The 15,908-nt window shown below is 47.7% G+C and carries 12 protein-coding genes; 4 read left to right on the top strand and 8 right to left on the bottom strand.

Annotated features, from left to right (window positions below):
* Positions 1–202: 202 nt before the first annotated feature.
* Both murQ and QUA00_RS33135 read right to left on the bottom strand, forming a co-directional pair.
* Positions 203–1,117, bottom strand: a complete 915-nt coding sequence (gene murQ / locus QUA00_RS33140; RefSeq protein WP_333412695.1) for an N-acetylmuramic acid 6-phosphate etherase — start codon at positions 1,115–1,117, stop codon at positions 203–205.
* Between the two features lie 231 nt (positions 1,118–1,348).
* Positions 1,349–1,723 carry a DUF3110 domain-containing protein gene (locus QUA00_RS33135; RefSeq protein ID WP_333143602.1) on the bottom strand — a complete coding sequence of 125 codons (375 nt, stop codon included), beginning with the start codon at positions 1,721–1,723 and terminating at the stop codon, positions 1,349–1,351.
* Positions 1,724–2,239: 516 nt separating this feature from the next.
* Here QUA00_RS33135 and QUA00_RS33130 point away from each other — a divergent pair.
* From QUA00_RS33130 to QUA00_RS33120, 3 genes are all read left to right on the top strand, one after another.
* Positions 2,240–8,944, top strand: coding sequence for a translocation/assembly module TamB domain-containing protein (locus QUA00_RS33130; RefSeq protein ID WP_333412693.1), 6,705 nt, complete (start codon positions 2,240–2,242; stop codon positions 8,942–8,944).
* Positions 8,945–9,061: 117 nt separating this feature from the next.
* On the top strand, positions 9,062–9,427 hold the full coding sequence (locus tag QUA00_RS33125) for a hypothetical protein (RefSeq protein WP_333412691.1): 366 nt from the start codon (positions 9,062–9,064) through the stop codon (positions 9,425–9,427).
* A gap of 118 nt (positions 9,428–9,545) precedes the next feature.
* On the top strand, positions 9,546–10,517 hold the full coding sequence (locus QUA00_RS33120; RefSeq protein ID WP_333412689.1) for an Rpn family recombination-promoting nuclease/putative transposase: 972 nt from the start codon (positions 9,546–9,548) through the stop codon (positions 10,515–10,517).
* Positions 10,518–10,613: 96 nt separating this feature from the next.
* Here the strand turns inward: QUA00_RS33120 and QUA00_RS33115 are convergent, their stop codons facing one another.
* The 6 genes from QUA00_RS33115 to QUA00_RS33090 form a co-directional block, all read right to left on the bottom strand.
* Positions 10,614–11,117, bottom strand: coding sequence for a DUF2243 domain-containing protein (locus tag QUA00_RS33115; protein WP_333412686.1), 504 nt, complete (start codon positions 11,115–11,117; stop codon positions 10,614–10,616).
* Positions 11,118–11,135: 18 nt separating this feature from the next.
* Positions 11,136–11,345, bottom strand: a complete 210-nt coding sequence (locus tag QUA00_RS33110) for a hypothetical protein (protein WP_333412685.1) — start codon at positions 11,343–11,345, stop codon at positions 11,136–11,138.
* 25 nt (positions 11,346–11,370) lie between these two features.
* A complete protein-coding gene (locus tag QUA00_RS33105) occupies positions 11,371–11,853 on the bottom strand; it encodes a type II toxin-antitoxin system HicB family antitoxin (protein ID WP_333412683.1) in 483 nt (160 codons plus the stop codon).
* Entirely contained in the window at positions 11,853–12,263 is a 411-nt protein-coding gene (locus QUA00_RS33100; protein ID WP_333412681.1) for a hypothetical protein, read from the bottom strand. Before QUA00_RS33100 ends, QUA00_RS33105 begins: the two co-directional genes overlap by 1 nt.
* A gap of 64 nt (positions 12,264–12,327) precedes the next feature.
* A complete protein-coding gene (locus QUA00_RS33095; protein ID WP_333412679.1) occupies positions 12,328–14,226 on the bottom strand; it encodes a serine/threonine-protein kinase in 1,899 nt (632 codons plus the stop codon).
* Positions 14,227–14,300: 74 nt separating this feature from the next.
* Positions 14,301–14,441 (bottom strand): hypothetical protein, encoded by a 141-nt coding sequence (locus QUA00_RS33090; protein WP_333063325.1) that lies wholly within the window; start codon positions 14,439–14,441, stop codon positions 14,301–14,303.
* A 79-nt stretch (positions 14,442–14,520) separates the two neighbouring features.
* Between QUA00_RS33090 and ispG the strand changes: the two genes are divergently transcribed.
* Positions 14,521–15,744, top strand: coding sequence for a (E)-4-hydroxy-3-methylbut-2-enyl-diphosphate synthase (gene ispG / locus QUA00_RS33085; RefSeq protein ID WP_333412677.1), 1,224 nt, complete (start codon positions 14,521–14,523; stop codon positions 15,742–15,744).
* The last annotated feature ends 164 nt before the right edge of the window (positions 15,745–15,908 follow it).

Genomic DNA, 15,908 nt, shown 5'->3' with positions numbered 1-15,908 from the left:
GATTTTAAAATCCCAAAAGCCTTTCGACCCCAATTATTTGACTGCTACCCCTTGACAGGTCAAGACAGTATCTACAAAATCTGTCCTAATCACCGGGCGCGGTTGCTAAAACAGGAAAGATGTCTAACCCATAAACCTCAGCACAAATAGATTGGTGTACAGTGCACACCTGACTACTCAGGACAAATCTACAATCTCAAATCTACAATTTTATTGATCCTACAGCCGATCGCAAATTCCCTTGAAATTCTCCCAAAATGCGATCGCACTCTTCCTTCTCCAAACCAGTCCAGTGCATCATCAAAGCTAATTTAACAGACTTGCCGCTTTTTTCGAGCAAAAAACCCGCCTCATCCCGGTTCAAATCAGTCAAATCTTGCAACATCCGCACAGCCCGATCGCGCAATTTCTTATTAGTCACTGCCACGTCAACCATTCGATTGCCGTAAACCTTCCCCAGCTTCACCATTACCCCTGTCGAAATGATATTTAAAGCCATTTTTGTTACTGTACCGGCTTTCAAGCGCGTCGAACCCGCCACTACCTCCGGGCCAACCAACAACCGAATATCAACATCAGCCTCAAAATTCACTTGTTCGACGGGTACGCAGGCCATAAACACAGTTTTCGCCCCCCGCTGGCGTGCCGCCTGCAAAGCGCCCGCCACAAACGGCGTCGTACCTCCAGCCGTAATCCCGACAACCACATCTAAGTTGGTAATGTGACGGTGGGCGATCGCCTCAGCCCCATCCTCAGCCCGATCCTCCAAATCCTCCGAACTCCGCACCAAAGCCCCCGCACCCCCGGCAATTATGCCCTGTACGAGTTCTGGCGGCGTGCAGAAGGTGGGGGGACACTCGGCCGCATCCAGCACCCCCAAACGCCCGGAAGTACCCGCACCGACGTAAAACAGGCGGCCTCCTTGACGCAGAGACTCGGCTGCAATGTCGATCGCTTGGGCTAACTGTTTGCGGGCGCGGGCGATCGCGCTTAAGGTTTGGGCGTCTTCCCGGTTGAACAAGTCCACTAATTCGATCGAACTGAGTTGGTCTAAATTCTCGCTGTTGGCATTCACCTGTTCCGTCAGCAGATGCCCCCGTTCTTCCAAATTCTTCATTTTTTCTCAGTTGTTAATTGTCAGTTGTCGGCATTCAAGCGAAGTCCGGAGACATACAGAGTCACAGGTTCAGCCTGGAACCCTGTATCTACAAATGGAGCCCTTGATTGATCACGCTGGAAGATATCAAATTTATCCTTCTTCCCTCTTCTTTCTTCCTTTTTCCCTCGAACCTCAACATCCATCCGTTACATCCGAAGAAAGCGAATCCGTTGCCGAACTTCCTTCTTATTACAAAAGTCCTTCGAGTCGGCGGCGAATAGAATCCAGTTCGTTTTGGGAAACGTCAGAATCCGGCTCCGACTCCGGCTCCTGCTCCGGCTGCCACTGAGTCTGTGTTACATTGTCTTCTGGCGGGATCGCCAGCGCGCCCGCCGGCACCAGTTCCCAATCATAATCAACACTATCGCAGAACTCCTTAATTTCCTCATCGTCGATCGCCTCGACAGCGGGTTCGGGAAAATCCTGAGCTTCCAACATCACGCCAAAGCGGGTGGCGTCGTCTTCTGACTCAAACATCAGAACTTTATTGCGATCGCCGAGTTGAATGGTATGAATTCCCTCATTCTCGGTGCGGGCATTGAAGAGTAAGACGAACACTCGCATAAGTTTTAAAGACCTTCTTAACCACCGTTTTTTTATCTTAGGAGCGATCGTGCGATTTTAGATTTTAGATTTTAGATTTTAGATTGACTGTCGGTTTTAGGTGGTGTTGCGTGTTTTGATTAAGTTCGCTAAAGGTTTCTGGAGTCTACCCTGGAGGGGGACGTGTTTAGATTTGAGATTTGAGATTTGAGATTTGAGATTTTAGATTGACCACCGAGCCTGCACTAGCGGGATCGAGAGGATTTTGGGGAATTAGAAGACTTGGTGTTAGGTCGTGTTGCGTGTTTTGATTAAGTTTAGTAAAGGTTATTGGACTCTGCCTCGCAGTGGGGGGCGTGAATCTTGAAATTCGAGCCTCTGCGAGGGCTTCGCTAACGGGGCATCGGCACTTCCCGCCTGAGTCCTGAGTCTACCAAAAGCAGAAGGCACGCTGCTTACGAATCACAGAAATTATACCTGTCTAAAACCCGCTGATTTCCTCAATTCCTGAATTCTCACAAGCTTTGAGAAACACCCATGACTAACTCGGACGATAACAAAAATCAACTCGCACCCCGTCCCCACCGCCGCTGGTGGCGTCTGCTGCTGCTTAGCGGTACGGGATTGGGCATTATCGCCTTGGTTGCGGCGGCGCTAGGATACCAGTGGGTGCGGGAAAAGTTAGCTCCTTTGGTGGAAACTGAAGTCAGTCAGTTGCTGAAGCGGCCCGTGCAACTCGGACGTTTGGAGGGATTTTCTCTGACAAGTTTGCGGTTTGGCCGATCGACTTTACCTGCAACTCCTACCGATCCCGATAACGCTTCTACAGAAGCAGTTAAAGTAAAGTTTTCGGTTTTGCAACTGCTGTTCACCCGCACTCTCAAATTAGATATTACTTTAGTTCAAGCCAACGCTTATATCGAACAGGATGCTAAAGGTCGCTGGGTTAATATTCCAACTGCGGAGCAGAAATCTCCGGGTTTATTTAAAACTGAAGTTGAAGCATTTCGAGCTGAAAATTCCGTCGCCGTTTTGGTACCGAGTCCCGCAGTAGGACAGAAAACTTCGGCTCCTATTTCTGTAAATTTGAAAAATGGCAGTGCTCTATTTCGCGACCAAAATCAGCGCGTTCTCTACGAAGTAAACGGTCAGTTTACTAACAGCGATAATTTTATACTTAAAGCTGACTCTATGTTACCTGCAGCTCAAACTAACGTACAGTTGCAGGGTCAAAATTTGCCTTTGCCCGACCTCGCTCGCTTGCTAAGACTTTCCAGCATTTCTTTACAAAAAGGTATTGCTAATGGCAATTTGACCGTGCAAGTGCGAGAGAATAAAGTATCGGGAATTACCGGAACGGCTAGTTTTGGAGGAGTGCAAGCGAGTATTCGTCCGCTGAAACAAATCATACAAAATAGCAGCGGTCAGTTGCGGTTTCAGGGAACTAATTTTATTATCGATAGTCTGGCGGCTAATTACGGTCTAATTCCCCTTAGAATAGCAGGAACAGTTGCAACTGGAACTAATTTTAATTTGGAGAACGCTAGCTTCAATCTGACAACTAGCGTGCAACCAGTGGCTTTCGCAAGTGTTGTCAGTGCGGTGGAGACAGAGTTAGGGAAGAAAGTAGTATTGCCCGTTGCTTTTGCGGGGGAGGTGAAGGCGGATGCCAAGCTAACTGGAACCGTTGCAATGCCGGTGCTCACAGGTACGATCGCCTCGACAAAACCCGCTACAGTCGATCGACTGCAATTAAACAATATTAGCACTAATTTCAAATTGGAACGCGGGAGAATGGCTCAAACCCCAACTCCCAATTCTCAATCTTCTATTCGCCCTTTTTCCTCTTTAGCTTTGACTTTGAGCGATATTTTGGTAGTGCCGGCGGCGGGGGGTAAAATTGGTGGCAAAGGTCAAGTTGATATTGCTTTAAAAAGTAAGAATTCGCCATCTGGTTTGGTGTTTGACTTGCAAGCTGAAAACTTGCCCGCAGATAATCTCGCCCAAATTTACGCTCTTCCAATTCCTGCTACTGTTAACATTGGCAGTGTCTCCGCAAAAGCTCAAGTTTTCGGCCCGTTAGATAACATTCAAGCTAGAGTTCAATGGCAAGCACCGCAAGGGACTTTCCCCGCAGCGGGCGAAATTCGAGCCGGAGGAAATTCGGCGGATTTGCAAAATACGGTTGTGAAAATAGGTGACGCTTCTGTTAACGTGGATGCTGCGCTAAAAGACCGTCAATGGCAAGCTATGATCGAGGGCGATCGCGTAGCCCTGAACAGTTTGCAGCAAGCCATGCCAGACCTTAATTTGCCTCCTGAACTAGCGGGTTTGTTCAGCGGAACCGTCGAAGCAGCAGGAACTCTGGACGATTTGAGTTTAAATGCGATCGCTGCGACGGGCCAAGGAACGCTGAATATTGCTGACAGTATTGTTGATGTTAATGGCGAACTAGAATCGGGTCGTTGGCAAGTTTTTGGCAACACAGAAAAAGTAGCTGTCAATCAATTGATTGATATTGGCTTGCCGTTTTTAACACGGGAAACGACCGCAAATCTAGACAATCTAAAATCCAAAATCGAAAATCTAAAATCGTTAGGCGGACAGCTAGCAGGTGAATTTCAAGTTGCGGGAAAGGTTGACGATTTGACTGCGGGCGGAATCAATGTTACTGGCAACGGTAGGCTCAATTTTGCCGACAGCAATGTGAATTTAAACGGAGAATTGGTAGGGGGAAACTGGCAAGCAACAGCAGAAACCGATCGCACTTCCATCAGCCGCTTGGTAGATTTGACACTGCCGATTTTAGATGTGGCTTCAGCATTCAATCCCGAAAATCCGCAATCTGCCAATCTCAACAATCTAAAATCCAAAATCCAAAATCTAAAATCGATTGACGGACTACTATCGAGTCAATTTACAGCATCGGGAAGTCTTGACAATTTGACAGCTAGCAGCATCAATGCCAGCGGCAGCGGCAGACTCAATCTTGCTGGCAGCAATGTTAATTTAAAAGGAGAATTGGTAGCCGGAAACTGGCAGGGAACAGCAGAAACCGATCGCACTTCCATCAAGCGCTTAGGAGATTTAGGATTGCCCCTGTTAGATGTTGGCTTAGCTTTCGCTGCTGACAATCCCCAAACAGTCGCCAATATCAACAATCTAAAATCGAAAATCCAAAATCTCAAATCGATTGACGGACAAATATCCAATCAAATTCAAGCCAGCGGCAGTCTTGATAATTCAACCGCCGCTGACATAGGCGTCAGCAGCAGCGGCAAACTCAATATAGGGGACGGTACTCTTGCTTTTAGAGGTAAATTAGAAGACAGACGCTGGCAAGCTTTCGCCGATGCCGATCGAGTTATTCTCAGTCGCTTAGAACAAACAATCCGCAATACCCAACTGTTGACCCTGACGGCGACTTTGCCTAAAGGATTTGACGGCAGAGTTAACGGCCAATTCCAAGCAGCGGGCAGTTTGGATAACTTGACAGCCAAGGGAATTAGTGGTAGCGGAGAAGGACGGATTTTGGTCGATCGACTCGGGGCGATCGATACTACGGCCAAATTAGAAAACGGCAACTTGCAAGCATTGCTGGAAACGAACGGAATTGCCGTCAGTAATTTAGAACAAACCCTCAAACAAACAGGTTTGCTGACAGCGGATTTACCGCCAGAAATTAACGGAATCCTCGACGGCAAAGTCCGCATTTTGGGAACAGTAGACAATCTAACCGCCAACGGCATCACCGCCAACGGCGACGGACAAATTCGACTCGCCAACGGCGGAGGAATTGTCAATGCTAAAGGCAGCGCCGCATCGGGGAATTGGCGCGCGTCTATCGAGGGCGAGCAAATTGCTCTAAGTCGCTTCCAGCAAGCCTTTGGCTCGCAGCGACAAAGCTTGCAAACCGGAGATGTAGTCTCTGGGGTTCCAAATCTCCCCCAGCTTGGAGGACTGTTTAACGGCAATATCAATTTATCCGGCCCGATTGCGGCGGGCACGGGGGCACCGCCCCTACAAAATGTTCGCGCCGGCGGCAGTTTCCGCATCTCGGAATTGCCGTTTTTGAAACAACCTTTTGAGGCAGTATTTAATTGGGACGGCAAACGGGTGGAAATTGAGAAGGCCACAACTCCCGGTTTGACAGCCAACGGCTTTGTTAACGTCGAACTCGAAGGTAAAGGAGGGCCCTCAATTTCCAACTTAGATTTGGATGTCAAACTCGCCAACTTTAACCTGGAAGCCTTACCAGCAGAACAGTTAGGATTTTTGTCTACAATTGCGGACAAAAATTCCTCACAGCAAAACCCACCCCTGCGCGGCAATGTCGATTTTACCGGCCGCCTCACCGGAACCCTCGCCGCCCTCAGTTTAGTGGGCGACGTGGAAGTGCGAAATTTAGCAGTAAATCAAGTCGCTTTTGACCCGGTACTGGCGGGGAGTGTGAATGCCGATGCTGGGAAAAGTGTAGATTTGCGTTTGGCCGGCCGCCAAGACAAAATCGAAGTAGCTTTAAATCAATCTTTTCTGCCGACATCTTTCTTAGTTCAACGCGGGGAATCCGTGGCTAGGGGCCAAACTGAGGGAGAAACTTTGCGAGTTAATTTAAGCGATTTTCCCCTGGCTGCTTTGAATCTATCACCCGGTAAAGAGGCGGGTTTGGGGCCGATAACTGGCACGGTTTCGGGACAAGTAAATGTGCCCGGTTGGAAGATGCCGTTAAATCCGGCGACTTTGCAAGCAAGCGGACAAATTGCGATCGCCCAACCGGCGATCGGCTACATTAAGGGTGACAGTTTCCAAGGCGAATTCAGCTACGCTAACGGCAGCGCCACTCTCACAAATGGCATATTCCGCCAAGGCAGCGGTCAATACTTAATTTCCGGCAATGTTCAAACAGGCGCAAATCCGCAATTTGCCGGAAAAGTTAGCGTCCAGCAGGGGAATTTACAGCAGGTTTTAACCGCTTTGCAATATTTCAATTTAGGCGACTTGGCTAGAGGCGTAAAACCTCCCGTTTACGGTGACAGTGGCGACGTGCAAACTGTAGCAGTAGGAGAACCAGAAGCCCCGCTAATTGAACAGTTGCGCCGCTTGGCAGAAATTGAAACAATTTTGCAGCAGCAGCAGGCCGTGAAATCATCAGAAAAATTGCCTCCATTATCCCAATTGCAAGGCACTTTTGGTGCGGAAATTGCTGTCGCCGGTTCTTTGCAAACGGGTGTGCAAGCTCAATTTAACGTGAAAGGTGATAACTGGCAGTGGGGAGAATATGTCGCTGAAAAGTTCAGCATAGAAGGCAGCTTTCAGGACGGGATTTTAACTGTTTTGCCTCTGGAAATTCGATCGGGCAAAAGTGCGATCGGCTTTTCTGGACAACTCGGACAAAAAGCTCAATCCGGGCAGTTGCGGGTAGAAAATGTGCCCGTGGAAGAGTTAGCAAAACTGGTGGAATTGCCTTTTGTGGATGTCACGGGAAATTTGAATTTGCGCGCGAATTTGGCCGGCAGTTTGGAAAACCCGCAAGCCACCGGAGAATTAAGTTTGCTTGAGGGCACGCTAAACGGAGAACCGATTAAACAAGCCGACGGCAGTTTCAGTTACAGCAATGCCCGCCTGAATTTTGGAGGCAGCGCTTTGGTAACTCAAACCGAACCGATTGAGGTGCAGGGAAGTTTGCCTTTTGAGTTGCCGTTTGCAGCGGTGAAAGCTGATAGCGATCAAATCGATTTGAGGGCGAATTTGCAAAATGAAGGTTTAGCAATTATTAATGTATTGACTCCGCAAGTTGCGTGGGTCAGCGGTCAGGGACAGGTGCAAATTCGCGTGGGAGGAACGCTGGAAGATCCTGTAGCGCAAGGAATTGCGAATTTTGAAAATGCAACCGTGCGCGCGCAAGCCTTCCCAGAACCGCTGACAGGGCTGACTGGGACGGTGCGCTTTGAGGGCGATCGTATTCGGGTAGAAGGAATTCGGGGACAGTTGAGTCAGGGACAAGTTGTGGCCCAGGGTGTGATTCCGCTGTCTGTGCCTTTTGCGGAGGGCGATGTCGATGCGGATAATCCTTTAGCTGTAAATTTAGACAAGTTGGCAGTGAACCTCAGAGGATTGTACAGCGGCGGCGTAGTCGGTCAAGTGCAGGCAAGGGGCACGGCTAGGCGTCCGCAGTTGAGCGGTAATATTGAACTGTACAACGGTGAAGTATTTCTCCGAAGCCCCGGCGGCGGCAGAACTGAGTTAGCTTCTTCCTCTTCTGCTTCTGATTCAGATTCCACATCTTCTGTTTCTCCTGCGACTGAGGTTTCTGATTCCCCTACAACTGAGGTTTCTGATTCCCCTTCTGCTGCGACTTCCGCTTCCCCTTCCCCTTCCCCTTCCCCTTCCTTTGAAGTTGGATTGAACGATTTGCGGCTGAATTTGGGCCGGGGAATTCGGGTAACGAGTGCGCCGATATTGAGTTTTCAGGCGACTGGGGGCTTGACTGTGAATGGAACTTTAGATGACCTTCGCCCGGAGGGTACGATTCGCTTGACTTCGGGGTCGGTGAATTTGTTTACGACGCAGTTTAGGCTTGATCGAGGATACCCGCAGACTGCGACCTTTGTACCAACACAAGGACTCGATCCGACGCTGGATGTGAGATTAGCAACTTCGGTGCAGGAAGTAACGCGGTTCCGCACTCCCGGCACATCTGTAGCCTCTGAAATAGCAGACGAACCGACAACTTTCGGCAGCGTGCGGAGTGTCCGAGTTCAAGCGTTAGTGCAGGGAAGGGCTTCTCAGTTGGGGGAAAATCTGGAGTTGAGGAGTTCTCCGAGTCGATCGGAAATAGAGATTGTAGCGCTGTTAGGCGGCAGTTTCGTGGAGACTTTGGGACAGGGAGATAGTACACTGGCGATCGCAAATTTAGCCGGTGCGGGTTTATTGAACAACATTCAATCGGCGATTACTAACGCCACAGGATTGAGCGAATTCCGCTTATTTCCCACTCGGATTAGAGGTAACGAAGGAAAAACTGCTAGTTCCAGTTCGGCTGCGGGTTCTCTCGGTTTAGGTTTAGAAGTTGGGTTTGACATCACCCGCAATATTTCAGCATCAATCATCCGAGTTTTGTCAGCAAATCAACCGACAGAATTTACTGTGCGCTATCGATTGAGCGATAAAATTTTACTCAGAGGTTCTAGTAATTTTCAAGGAGACAATCGCGTCACCGCTGAATATGAATTGAGGTTTTAGGCATCAGCCCACAGCCCACAGCCAACAGTTACCAATTTCTCAATAATTTGCTATAATATTAACAGCAGCAAATTGATACTGCTAACCCCACACACAAGGTTATAGGAGTTAAGTCAAATGGCAAACAAACTCCAAGTTACTACACAGTCGATCGGCTACAGCGACTTTTACTGGAACCGCTTTAGTCCGAGAGTTGCGACTATCAGCAGTGTCCGCAACGCCAATCACTGGGACGGCGGATTTATCACCTATATTGCATTTCCCACAAAAGTTGAAGCTACAGCAGCAATGAAGTATTTGCTCTTGAATCAAAAAGCTGCTGATGTCGATATGCGGAAAGCCAAGCGCATGAAAGCAAAAGGCATTCGGTGGGAACTCAAAATTCGGGGTTTAGCTTTTAATGAAGTGCTGAAGCTTGCGACGATGGATATAACTGGAAAGCTAGTGATGTCGCCTGCAACTACTACTGAAGCCACAGGCTGATAATTGAAAAACTTCGTAGTTGCGCTAAGGGTTGTAAAGCGCAACTACCAACCTAAAAATCCCTAAAATATTGCATTTTCCTTCTTCCTTCTTCCCTCTTCCCTCTTCCTTCTCTAATATGCGTTTCATCAGCCCCAAAACAGACTTTGCATTCAAAAAAATATTCGCTTCTTCCGAACATCCAGAAATTTTAATCAGCTTCCTAAATGCAATGCTGTATAACGGAGAACCAACCATCCAAGAATTAGAAATAATTGACCCTTATTCAGCAGGAAGCGTTACAGGATTGAAAGACACTTACCTGGATGTCAAAGCCAAGATTACCGGGAACAAAACCGTGATTGTGGAAATGCAGGTACTCAACGTCGCCGCTTTTGAAAAACGGGTAGTATACAATGCAGCCAAAACCTATTCTACTCAACTCAAAGCTGGAGAAGGTTATTTAAAGTTAAATCCAGTCATTGCTTTAACCATTACGGACTTTATCTTATTTGAAAACACCGAAAAACTAATCTCTAACTTTGAATTCACAGAAACAGAAGAAAAATTCGTCTATCCCAACTGCGAGTTAAAGTTAGTGTTTGTCGAGTTACCGAAATTCAAAAAAGAATTGAACGAACTCGAAACTCTGCCGGAAAAATGGCTCTACTTTATGAAAAACGCGCCATCTTTGGAAGCAGTACCAGATACATTGGGGTCTGTTGAAGAGATTAATACCGCGCTGGGAATTGCCAACCGAGCAAATTTGACACTAGACGAATTGAATGATGTAGACAAGCGAGAAATGTTTATCCAAGACCAAATCGGGTCTGTGATGAAAGGGATAGAAATTGGTATACAACAAGGAATTGAACAGGGAATACAACAAGGAATCGAACAAGGAATCGAACAAGGAATCGAAAGGGGTAAAATTGAAGGGGAAATAGGACTAATTATGCGTCTCCTCGTGCGGCGGGTGGGTGAGGTGACACTGGAAGTTCAAACTCGCATCCAGGGATTATCTGGGGAACAGTTAGATGATTTGGGAGAAGCTTTGTTGGATTTTAGGAGTCAAGAGGATTTGATTGCGTGGTTGGAGTCGGCGGGATGAACTGATGAGTTAAAAAGAGACTCAACGGTTGAAACGGTCGAGTCTCATCGGGGATTTTAAACCCGGATTTGGTATAATTCCCAATCTTCCATTCATTTAAACTTTAGTATCTGCGGGAACTTCCCTCTGTACCAGCATCCAACCTAACAGCGCTAAAATAAGACCGAGGACGAGAAATCCTAAATCCCAAGCTAACTCGTTGATACCAGGTTTGACGTGGTGGATTCCCAAAATTTGATGGTCAACAATGCCTTCAACAAAGTCAAACAATCCAGCACCAATTAATATTGAACCAAAAAAAGTTTGAGTTGACAAAGGAACATCTTTGCGCTTCACAGCAGCCCACAAACAGAAGATTCCCGCTAGTGTTACCAACCAATCCGCAGCGTGAAACAATCCATCTCCGAGGGTATTTAATTCTAAACCGGCAACGGTAGTATCGGTTTTAACGCTGCTAAACATATGGTGCCACTGGAGGAGTTGGTGCAGCACAATACCGTCAAAAAAGCCGGATTGACCGATACCGAGGAGAATTCCTGCGATAATTAGAGGTCGGCGGTTGTTAACAGCGGTGGCTGGTGGGTTTGTGCGATCGTCCAATGGAAAACCTCCGATGCTTTAACTGCTGAGCCTGGGTCTGTGAAGGGATTTACCAGTACATTTTTTAGTTTTGCTGGGGAGGAGGGGCGATCGCATCATCCGCGAGAGAGATTTATCGAGTGAAGTGCGATCCTCTTCGAGGGCTTCGCTAACGCGCCTTGATTTTTGATGGATGATGGGAAAGTGCGATCGAATCTTGCCTCCAATAACTTCTAAAACACCATCCACATACTAATTGATAGTTTTTATTACGTTAAACCTCAACATATTTGCATAAAGTCCTGGCTTCAGGAATAGACGAACCAGATTGACGCAACTCTTCTAAATGAAAAACTATGGCTGCTTTAATTTGCTGTTCGACTTCCTCGATAGTTGTACCTGTTGCTACGCATCCGGGTAAATCTGGAACATAAGCAGAATAATTGCTTTCTGATTTCTGGATGGCAATTGCATAAGTTCTAATTCTGCTTTGACTATCTGCTTTTGGGTTTGCCAACACCATAGACCCTTCAGGCGTCAATTCCCATCTGTCGCGAGGCGAATTTGTTTCTACATATCGTTGAACCAAGCCATCAGCAGCGAGTTTTTTTAAGACCACCATCATGTCAGGTTCTCGCGGTACATCTCGACGGGAAAGTGCATTTGCGAGTTCGTACCAACTCCACTTTCCTTGACCTTTAGCTACTAATTCCAGCAGCACTAATTCAAGCTGGGTTAATTGAGTTAGGTTTTTCATCAAAATTCCTCTACGCTCGGATGAAATAAAACGCCGAATCCTTCTTTTAATTTATAATCTTCAAGAGTAGCTGTGTGAGCATTGTTCCAAAGTTCATAAGCCTCATCCGGGTCAGCGGGTTGTCCAGTTGGGTAGCCAAGCTTTTTATACCTGAGATACTCGCGTAACTCGTGAGTATAAAAGCGGAAATCAACAGGCTCAGCTACAAGGGTTTTGGTGGCGATACTTCTTAACCTTTCAACCATTCTTAGCTCAGCTTCACCAACTGGATTAAATCTGCGAACATGAGCTTCAACTAAGGCAACGCCTTTATCAGTAATTTTAACATTTTCATAAGATAAGTTGAGAATCTTTCCGCCAGCTTTCGAGGGATTGAAGGGTCTGCCACTTATTGCACCTTTTTCTAACATTCTATTCGAGTGGCTTTAATCTATCTATAGCCAACAAAATTATGAAATCCTTAGATGTTACACTCTACAAGTCTGGACGCGAGAGAAGACCGCACCACATCCCACCACCATTGAATCCCCAATACCCCAATCCCGCCCCCCCGTGAGGGAGGTGCCCCTCTGGTGCATGGGTGTAAAATTTTAGCTCTTTGTAGTACAACCATCTGTTATTCACACACCAACCTACCCGATCGCCAAAAGCTTCCCAAATTTTATAATCATATTTTCTAGTTCCCCCCAGACTTTCATAGATGCGTTTCTGCACCGAAAAGCCGAAACGTCCGTTACTGTATTTTACCCAAAGTTGGTCAATAGTTCGTAAGTCTTCACAGGGGAATCGAGCGATATCTTCAACTCTCAGCCAGCCATCCTCTGTTCTACCCGCTGCCTCCAGCATTTTCTGCTCCGTTTCCTCGTCCGCCTCTTGCCATTTTCCAGTTGCCAGTAAATCGCGCAACTTAGTATAGTCTACTCCGCGTTCTGACTTGATGGTAACATCAGCAGAAATGGGAATAGGGAATAATACATTTGTAGGCGGTGGAGGTGGACAAACTGGGGATGAGGATGTCTCATTATAATCTACTGCCAAATTACAAATCTCGATGCGACAGAAGAGAGACCCTCTCCTACCATTCAACCAACCAATCCTACCTCGCGGGAGTCGTCCTGGTGTTTTGGTGTCAAATTTTAAATCTTCATACAACAACCAGTTATTCTGTACACGCCAACCTACCCGATCGCCAAAAGCTTCCCAAATTTTCCGATCTTCTTTTCCGCTTCCTCCCAGACTTTCATAGATGCGTTTCTGCACCGAAAAGCCTAAACGTCCGTTACTGTATTTTACCCAAAGTTGGTCAATAGTTCGTAAGTCTTCACAGGGGAATCGAGCGATATCTTCAGGTGTCAGCCAGCGTTCCTTTCTTCTCCCTGCTACATCCAGCATCTTATTCGTCGTTTCCTCATCCGCCTCTTCCCATTCTCCGCTAGCCAACAGCCGATCGAGGTTGCGATAATCGACTCCTTTTGCTGAAATCAAATTTATATGTTGTGGCTGTGGTTGCGGGCTAGGAATCGTTGGCGAAACACCCCCTCTTTGTCCCCAATTGCCAAGGGTGGCTTGTGGAAGCATATCCAACCATTTTTCCACCGACTGAGGGCGCTTTGTCTCATCCATTTCCATCCCTTTCATAATTGCCCGATGCACCGCATCGCTAATATTAGGATTAATCTGAAACGGCGGCTTTAAAGGATGATTTAAAGCCCTCATAAATGCAGCAGTTGGTGGTGTTCTCGTTAGCATATAGTATAGCGTTGCCGCCAGAGCATAAACATCTGTGTACTCAGCAAATCTGCCCATTTCCCCGTACTGTTCGGGAGGCGCAAAACCATGTGTTAATCCAAAAGTCATTTGCTGAGTGCGATCTGGAATAAAACCCCGCGCCAAACCAAAATCAATCAAAACTGCATCAAAATTGTCGCGTACCATAATGTTCTGTGGCTTGATATCCCGATGTAGCAAACCTTTTTCGTGAACTACTATTACGGCTTCTCCTGCTTTACGGATGTAGTTCAAAGCTTCAGTTTCTGACAAAATACCGCGCCTTTCCACCCATTTCCACAAATCTTCTCCTGCCACATATTCCATCGCAATGCAAGGCAAATTACCATGATCGAAATAGTTGTCTATTTGCACAATATTGGGATGCCTGCACACAGATAGCTTTACCGCCTCATCCCGGAATCTGTCCCGATACCGGGCAAAATTTCGATCGCTCAATAATTCATCTTTCAGCGTTTTGATGACAACCCGCTGGCTGTTTTGCGCCTTCTGCGCTAGGTACGTGACCCCAAAGCCGCCCTCACCTAACTTGCCTTCAATGATATACCGATCGCCATTTAACCCCTGCCCCTGTGTCCAAACCATTCTCCTCACCGCCAACCAATATTAATTTTAATCTCGGCCTAGCCTGTATTTTAACTGTATTTTTTAGGTTGGGTTTAGTTCCACGGGCCCAACTTCAGTTCGCCTTCCCGGTGATGGTTGGCTTTTAGTTCGATCGCCCTTTTCCGACATAATTCGATCGACAAATTCGCAGCAATCTCATTAAGAATCCTAAATCCCAAAACCTCTTTGTCCAAACTGACCCTTTCTATGGCAACCTAAAAAACAGCAGACACATTTTTATAGACCTTAGTAACAAAACTCTAGCAACCAGTTATGCAAACTCTGCCCAACCCCACTAAAACCCCCACCACCCAACCAACCTTCGACACCACCATCAAACGCCGCAAAACCCGTCCCGTCAAAGTCGGTAGCGTCACCATCGGCGGCGGCAACCCCGTCGTCGTACAGTCGATGATTAACGAAGACACCCTCGACATCGACGGTTCAGTCGCCGGAATTCGGCGCTTGCACGAGATTGGCTGCGAAATCGTCCGCGTCACCGTGCCCAGCATGGCCCACGCTAAAGCCTTAGCCGAAATCAAGCAAAAACTGCACGCCACCTACCAACCCGTGCCCCTTGTCGCCGATGTCCACCACAACGGCATGAAAATTGCCCTGGAAGTCGCCAAACACGTAGATAAAGTGAGAATCAATCCCGGACTTTACGTGTTCGAGAAGCCGAAAGCCGATAGAACCGAATACACCGACGCCGAATTCGCGGAAATTGGCGAAAAAATCCGCGAAACGCTGGAACCTCTGGTGATTTCCCTGCGCGACCAAGGCAAAGCTTTGCGAATCGGCGTTAATCACGGTTCCCTCGCCGAACGGATGCTTTTTACCTACGGCGACACGCCTGAAGGGATGGTAGAATCGGCCCTGGAATTCATCAAAATTTGCGAATCCCTCGACTTCCGAAATATCGTACTTTCCCTGAAAGCCTCCCGCGCACCCGTGATGGTTGCTGCTTACCGCTTGATGGCGCACCGGATGGACGAACTCGGCATGGATTACCCACTGCATTTGGGCGTCACCGAAGCAGGAGACGGCGAATACGGCCGCATCAAATCCACCGCAGGCCTCGCACCTTTGTTAGCTGACGGCATCGGCGACACCATCCGCGTCTCGCTGACAGAGGCCCCAGAAAAGGAGATTCCCGTCTGCTACAGCATTCTGCAAGCCTTGGGACTGCGGAAAACGATGGTTGAGTATGTCGCTTGTCCTTCCTGCGGTCGTACTTTGTTTAATTTAGAGGAAGTATTACACCAAGTGAGAGAGGCAACGAAGCATCTCACGGGTTTGGACATAGCAGTAATGGGCTGTATTGTCAATGGGCCGGGAGAAATGGCTGATGCTGATTACGGCTACGTCGGGAAGCAACCGGGTTATATCTCGCTGTACCGGGGCCGGGAAGAAATTAAGAAGGTGCCGGAAGACCGAGGGGTGGCAGAATTGATTGATTTGATTAAATCGGACGATCGCTGGGTTGATCCAGAGTAGGCTTTGCTGGATTTAGTTTTGAAGTTTGGGGGCGGGCTCTTCGGCCCACCCCACAAGAGTTTTTTGTGGCACAGGCATCTTGCCTGTGGCGGGCTCTTCGGCCCACCCCACAAGAGTTTTTTGTGGCACAGGCATCTTGCCTGTGGCGGGCTCTTCGGCCCACC

Source organism: Microcoleus sp. T2B6 (assembly GCF_036700475.1).
GTDB lineage: Bacteria > Cyanobacteriota > Cyanobacteriia > Cyanobacteriales > Microcoleaceae > Microcoleus.
Note: the sequence above shows the minus strand (reverse complement) of the source record. Positions and strands in the feature narration are given on the sequence as shown.

What these genes read in the sequence shown, in the direction of transcription:
- QUA00_RS33125 (WP_333412691.1), top strand. Translation starts at nt 9,062, where the DNA reads ATGGCAAACAAACTCCAAGTTACTACACAGTCGATCGGCTACAGCGAC.
- QUA00_RS33095 (WP_333412679.1), bottom strand. Translation starts at nt 14,226, where the DNA reads ATGGTTTGGACACAGGGGCAGGGGTTAAATGGCGATCGGTATATCATT.
- murQ (WP_333412695.1), bottom strand. Translation starts at nt 1,117, where the DNA reads ATGAAGAATTTGGAAGAACGGGGGCATCTGCTGACGGAACAGGTGAAT.
- ispG (WP_333412677.1), top strand. Translation starts at nt 14,521, where the DNA reads ATGCAAACTCTGCCCAACCCCACTAAAACCCCCACCACCCAACCAACC.
- QUA00_RS33105 (WP_333412683.1), bottom strand. Translation starts at nt 11,853, where the DNA reads ATGAAAAACCTAACTCAATTAACCCAGCTTGAATTAGTGCTGCTGGAA.
- QUA00_RS33100 (WP_333412681.1), bottom strand. Translation starts at nt 12,263, where the DNA reads ATGTTAGAAAAAGGTGCAATAAGTGGCAGACCCTTCAATCCCTCGAAA.
- QUA00_RS33135 (WP_333143602.1), bottom strand. Translation starts at nt 1,723, where the DNA reads ATGCGAGTGTTCGTCTTACTCTTCAATGCCCGCACCGAGAATGAGGGA.
- QUA00_RS33130 (WP_333412693.1), top strand. Translation starts at nt 2,240, where the DNA reads ATGACTAACTCGGACGATAACAAAAATCAACTCGCACCCCGTCCCCAC.
- QUA00_RS33120 (WP_333412689.1), top strand. Translation starts at nt 9,546, where the DNA reads ATGCGTTTCATCAGCCCCAAAACAGACTTTGCATTCAAAAAAATATTC.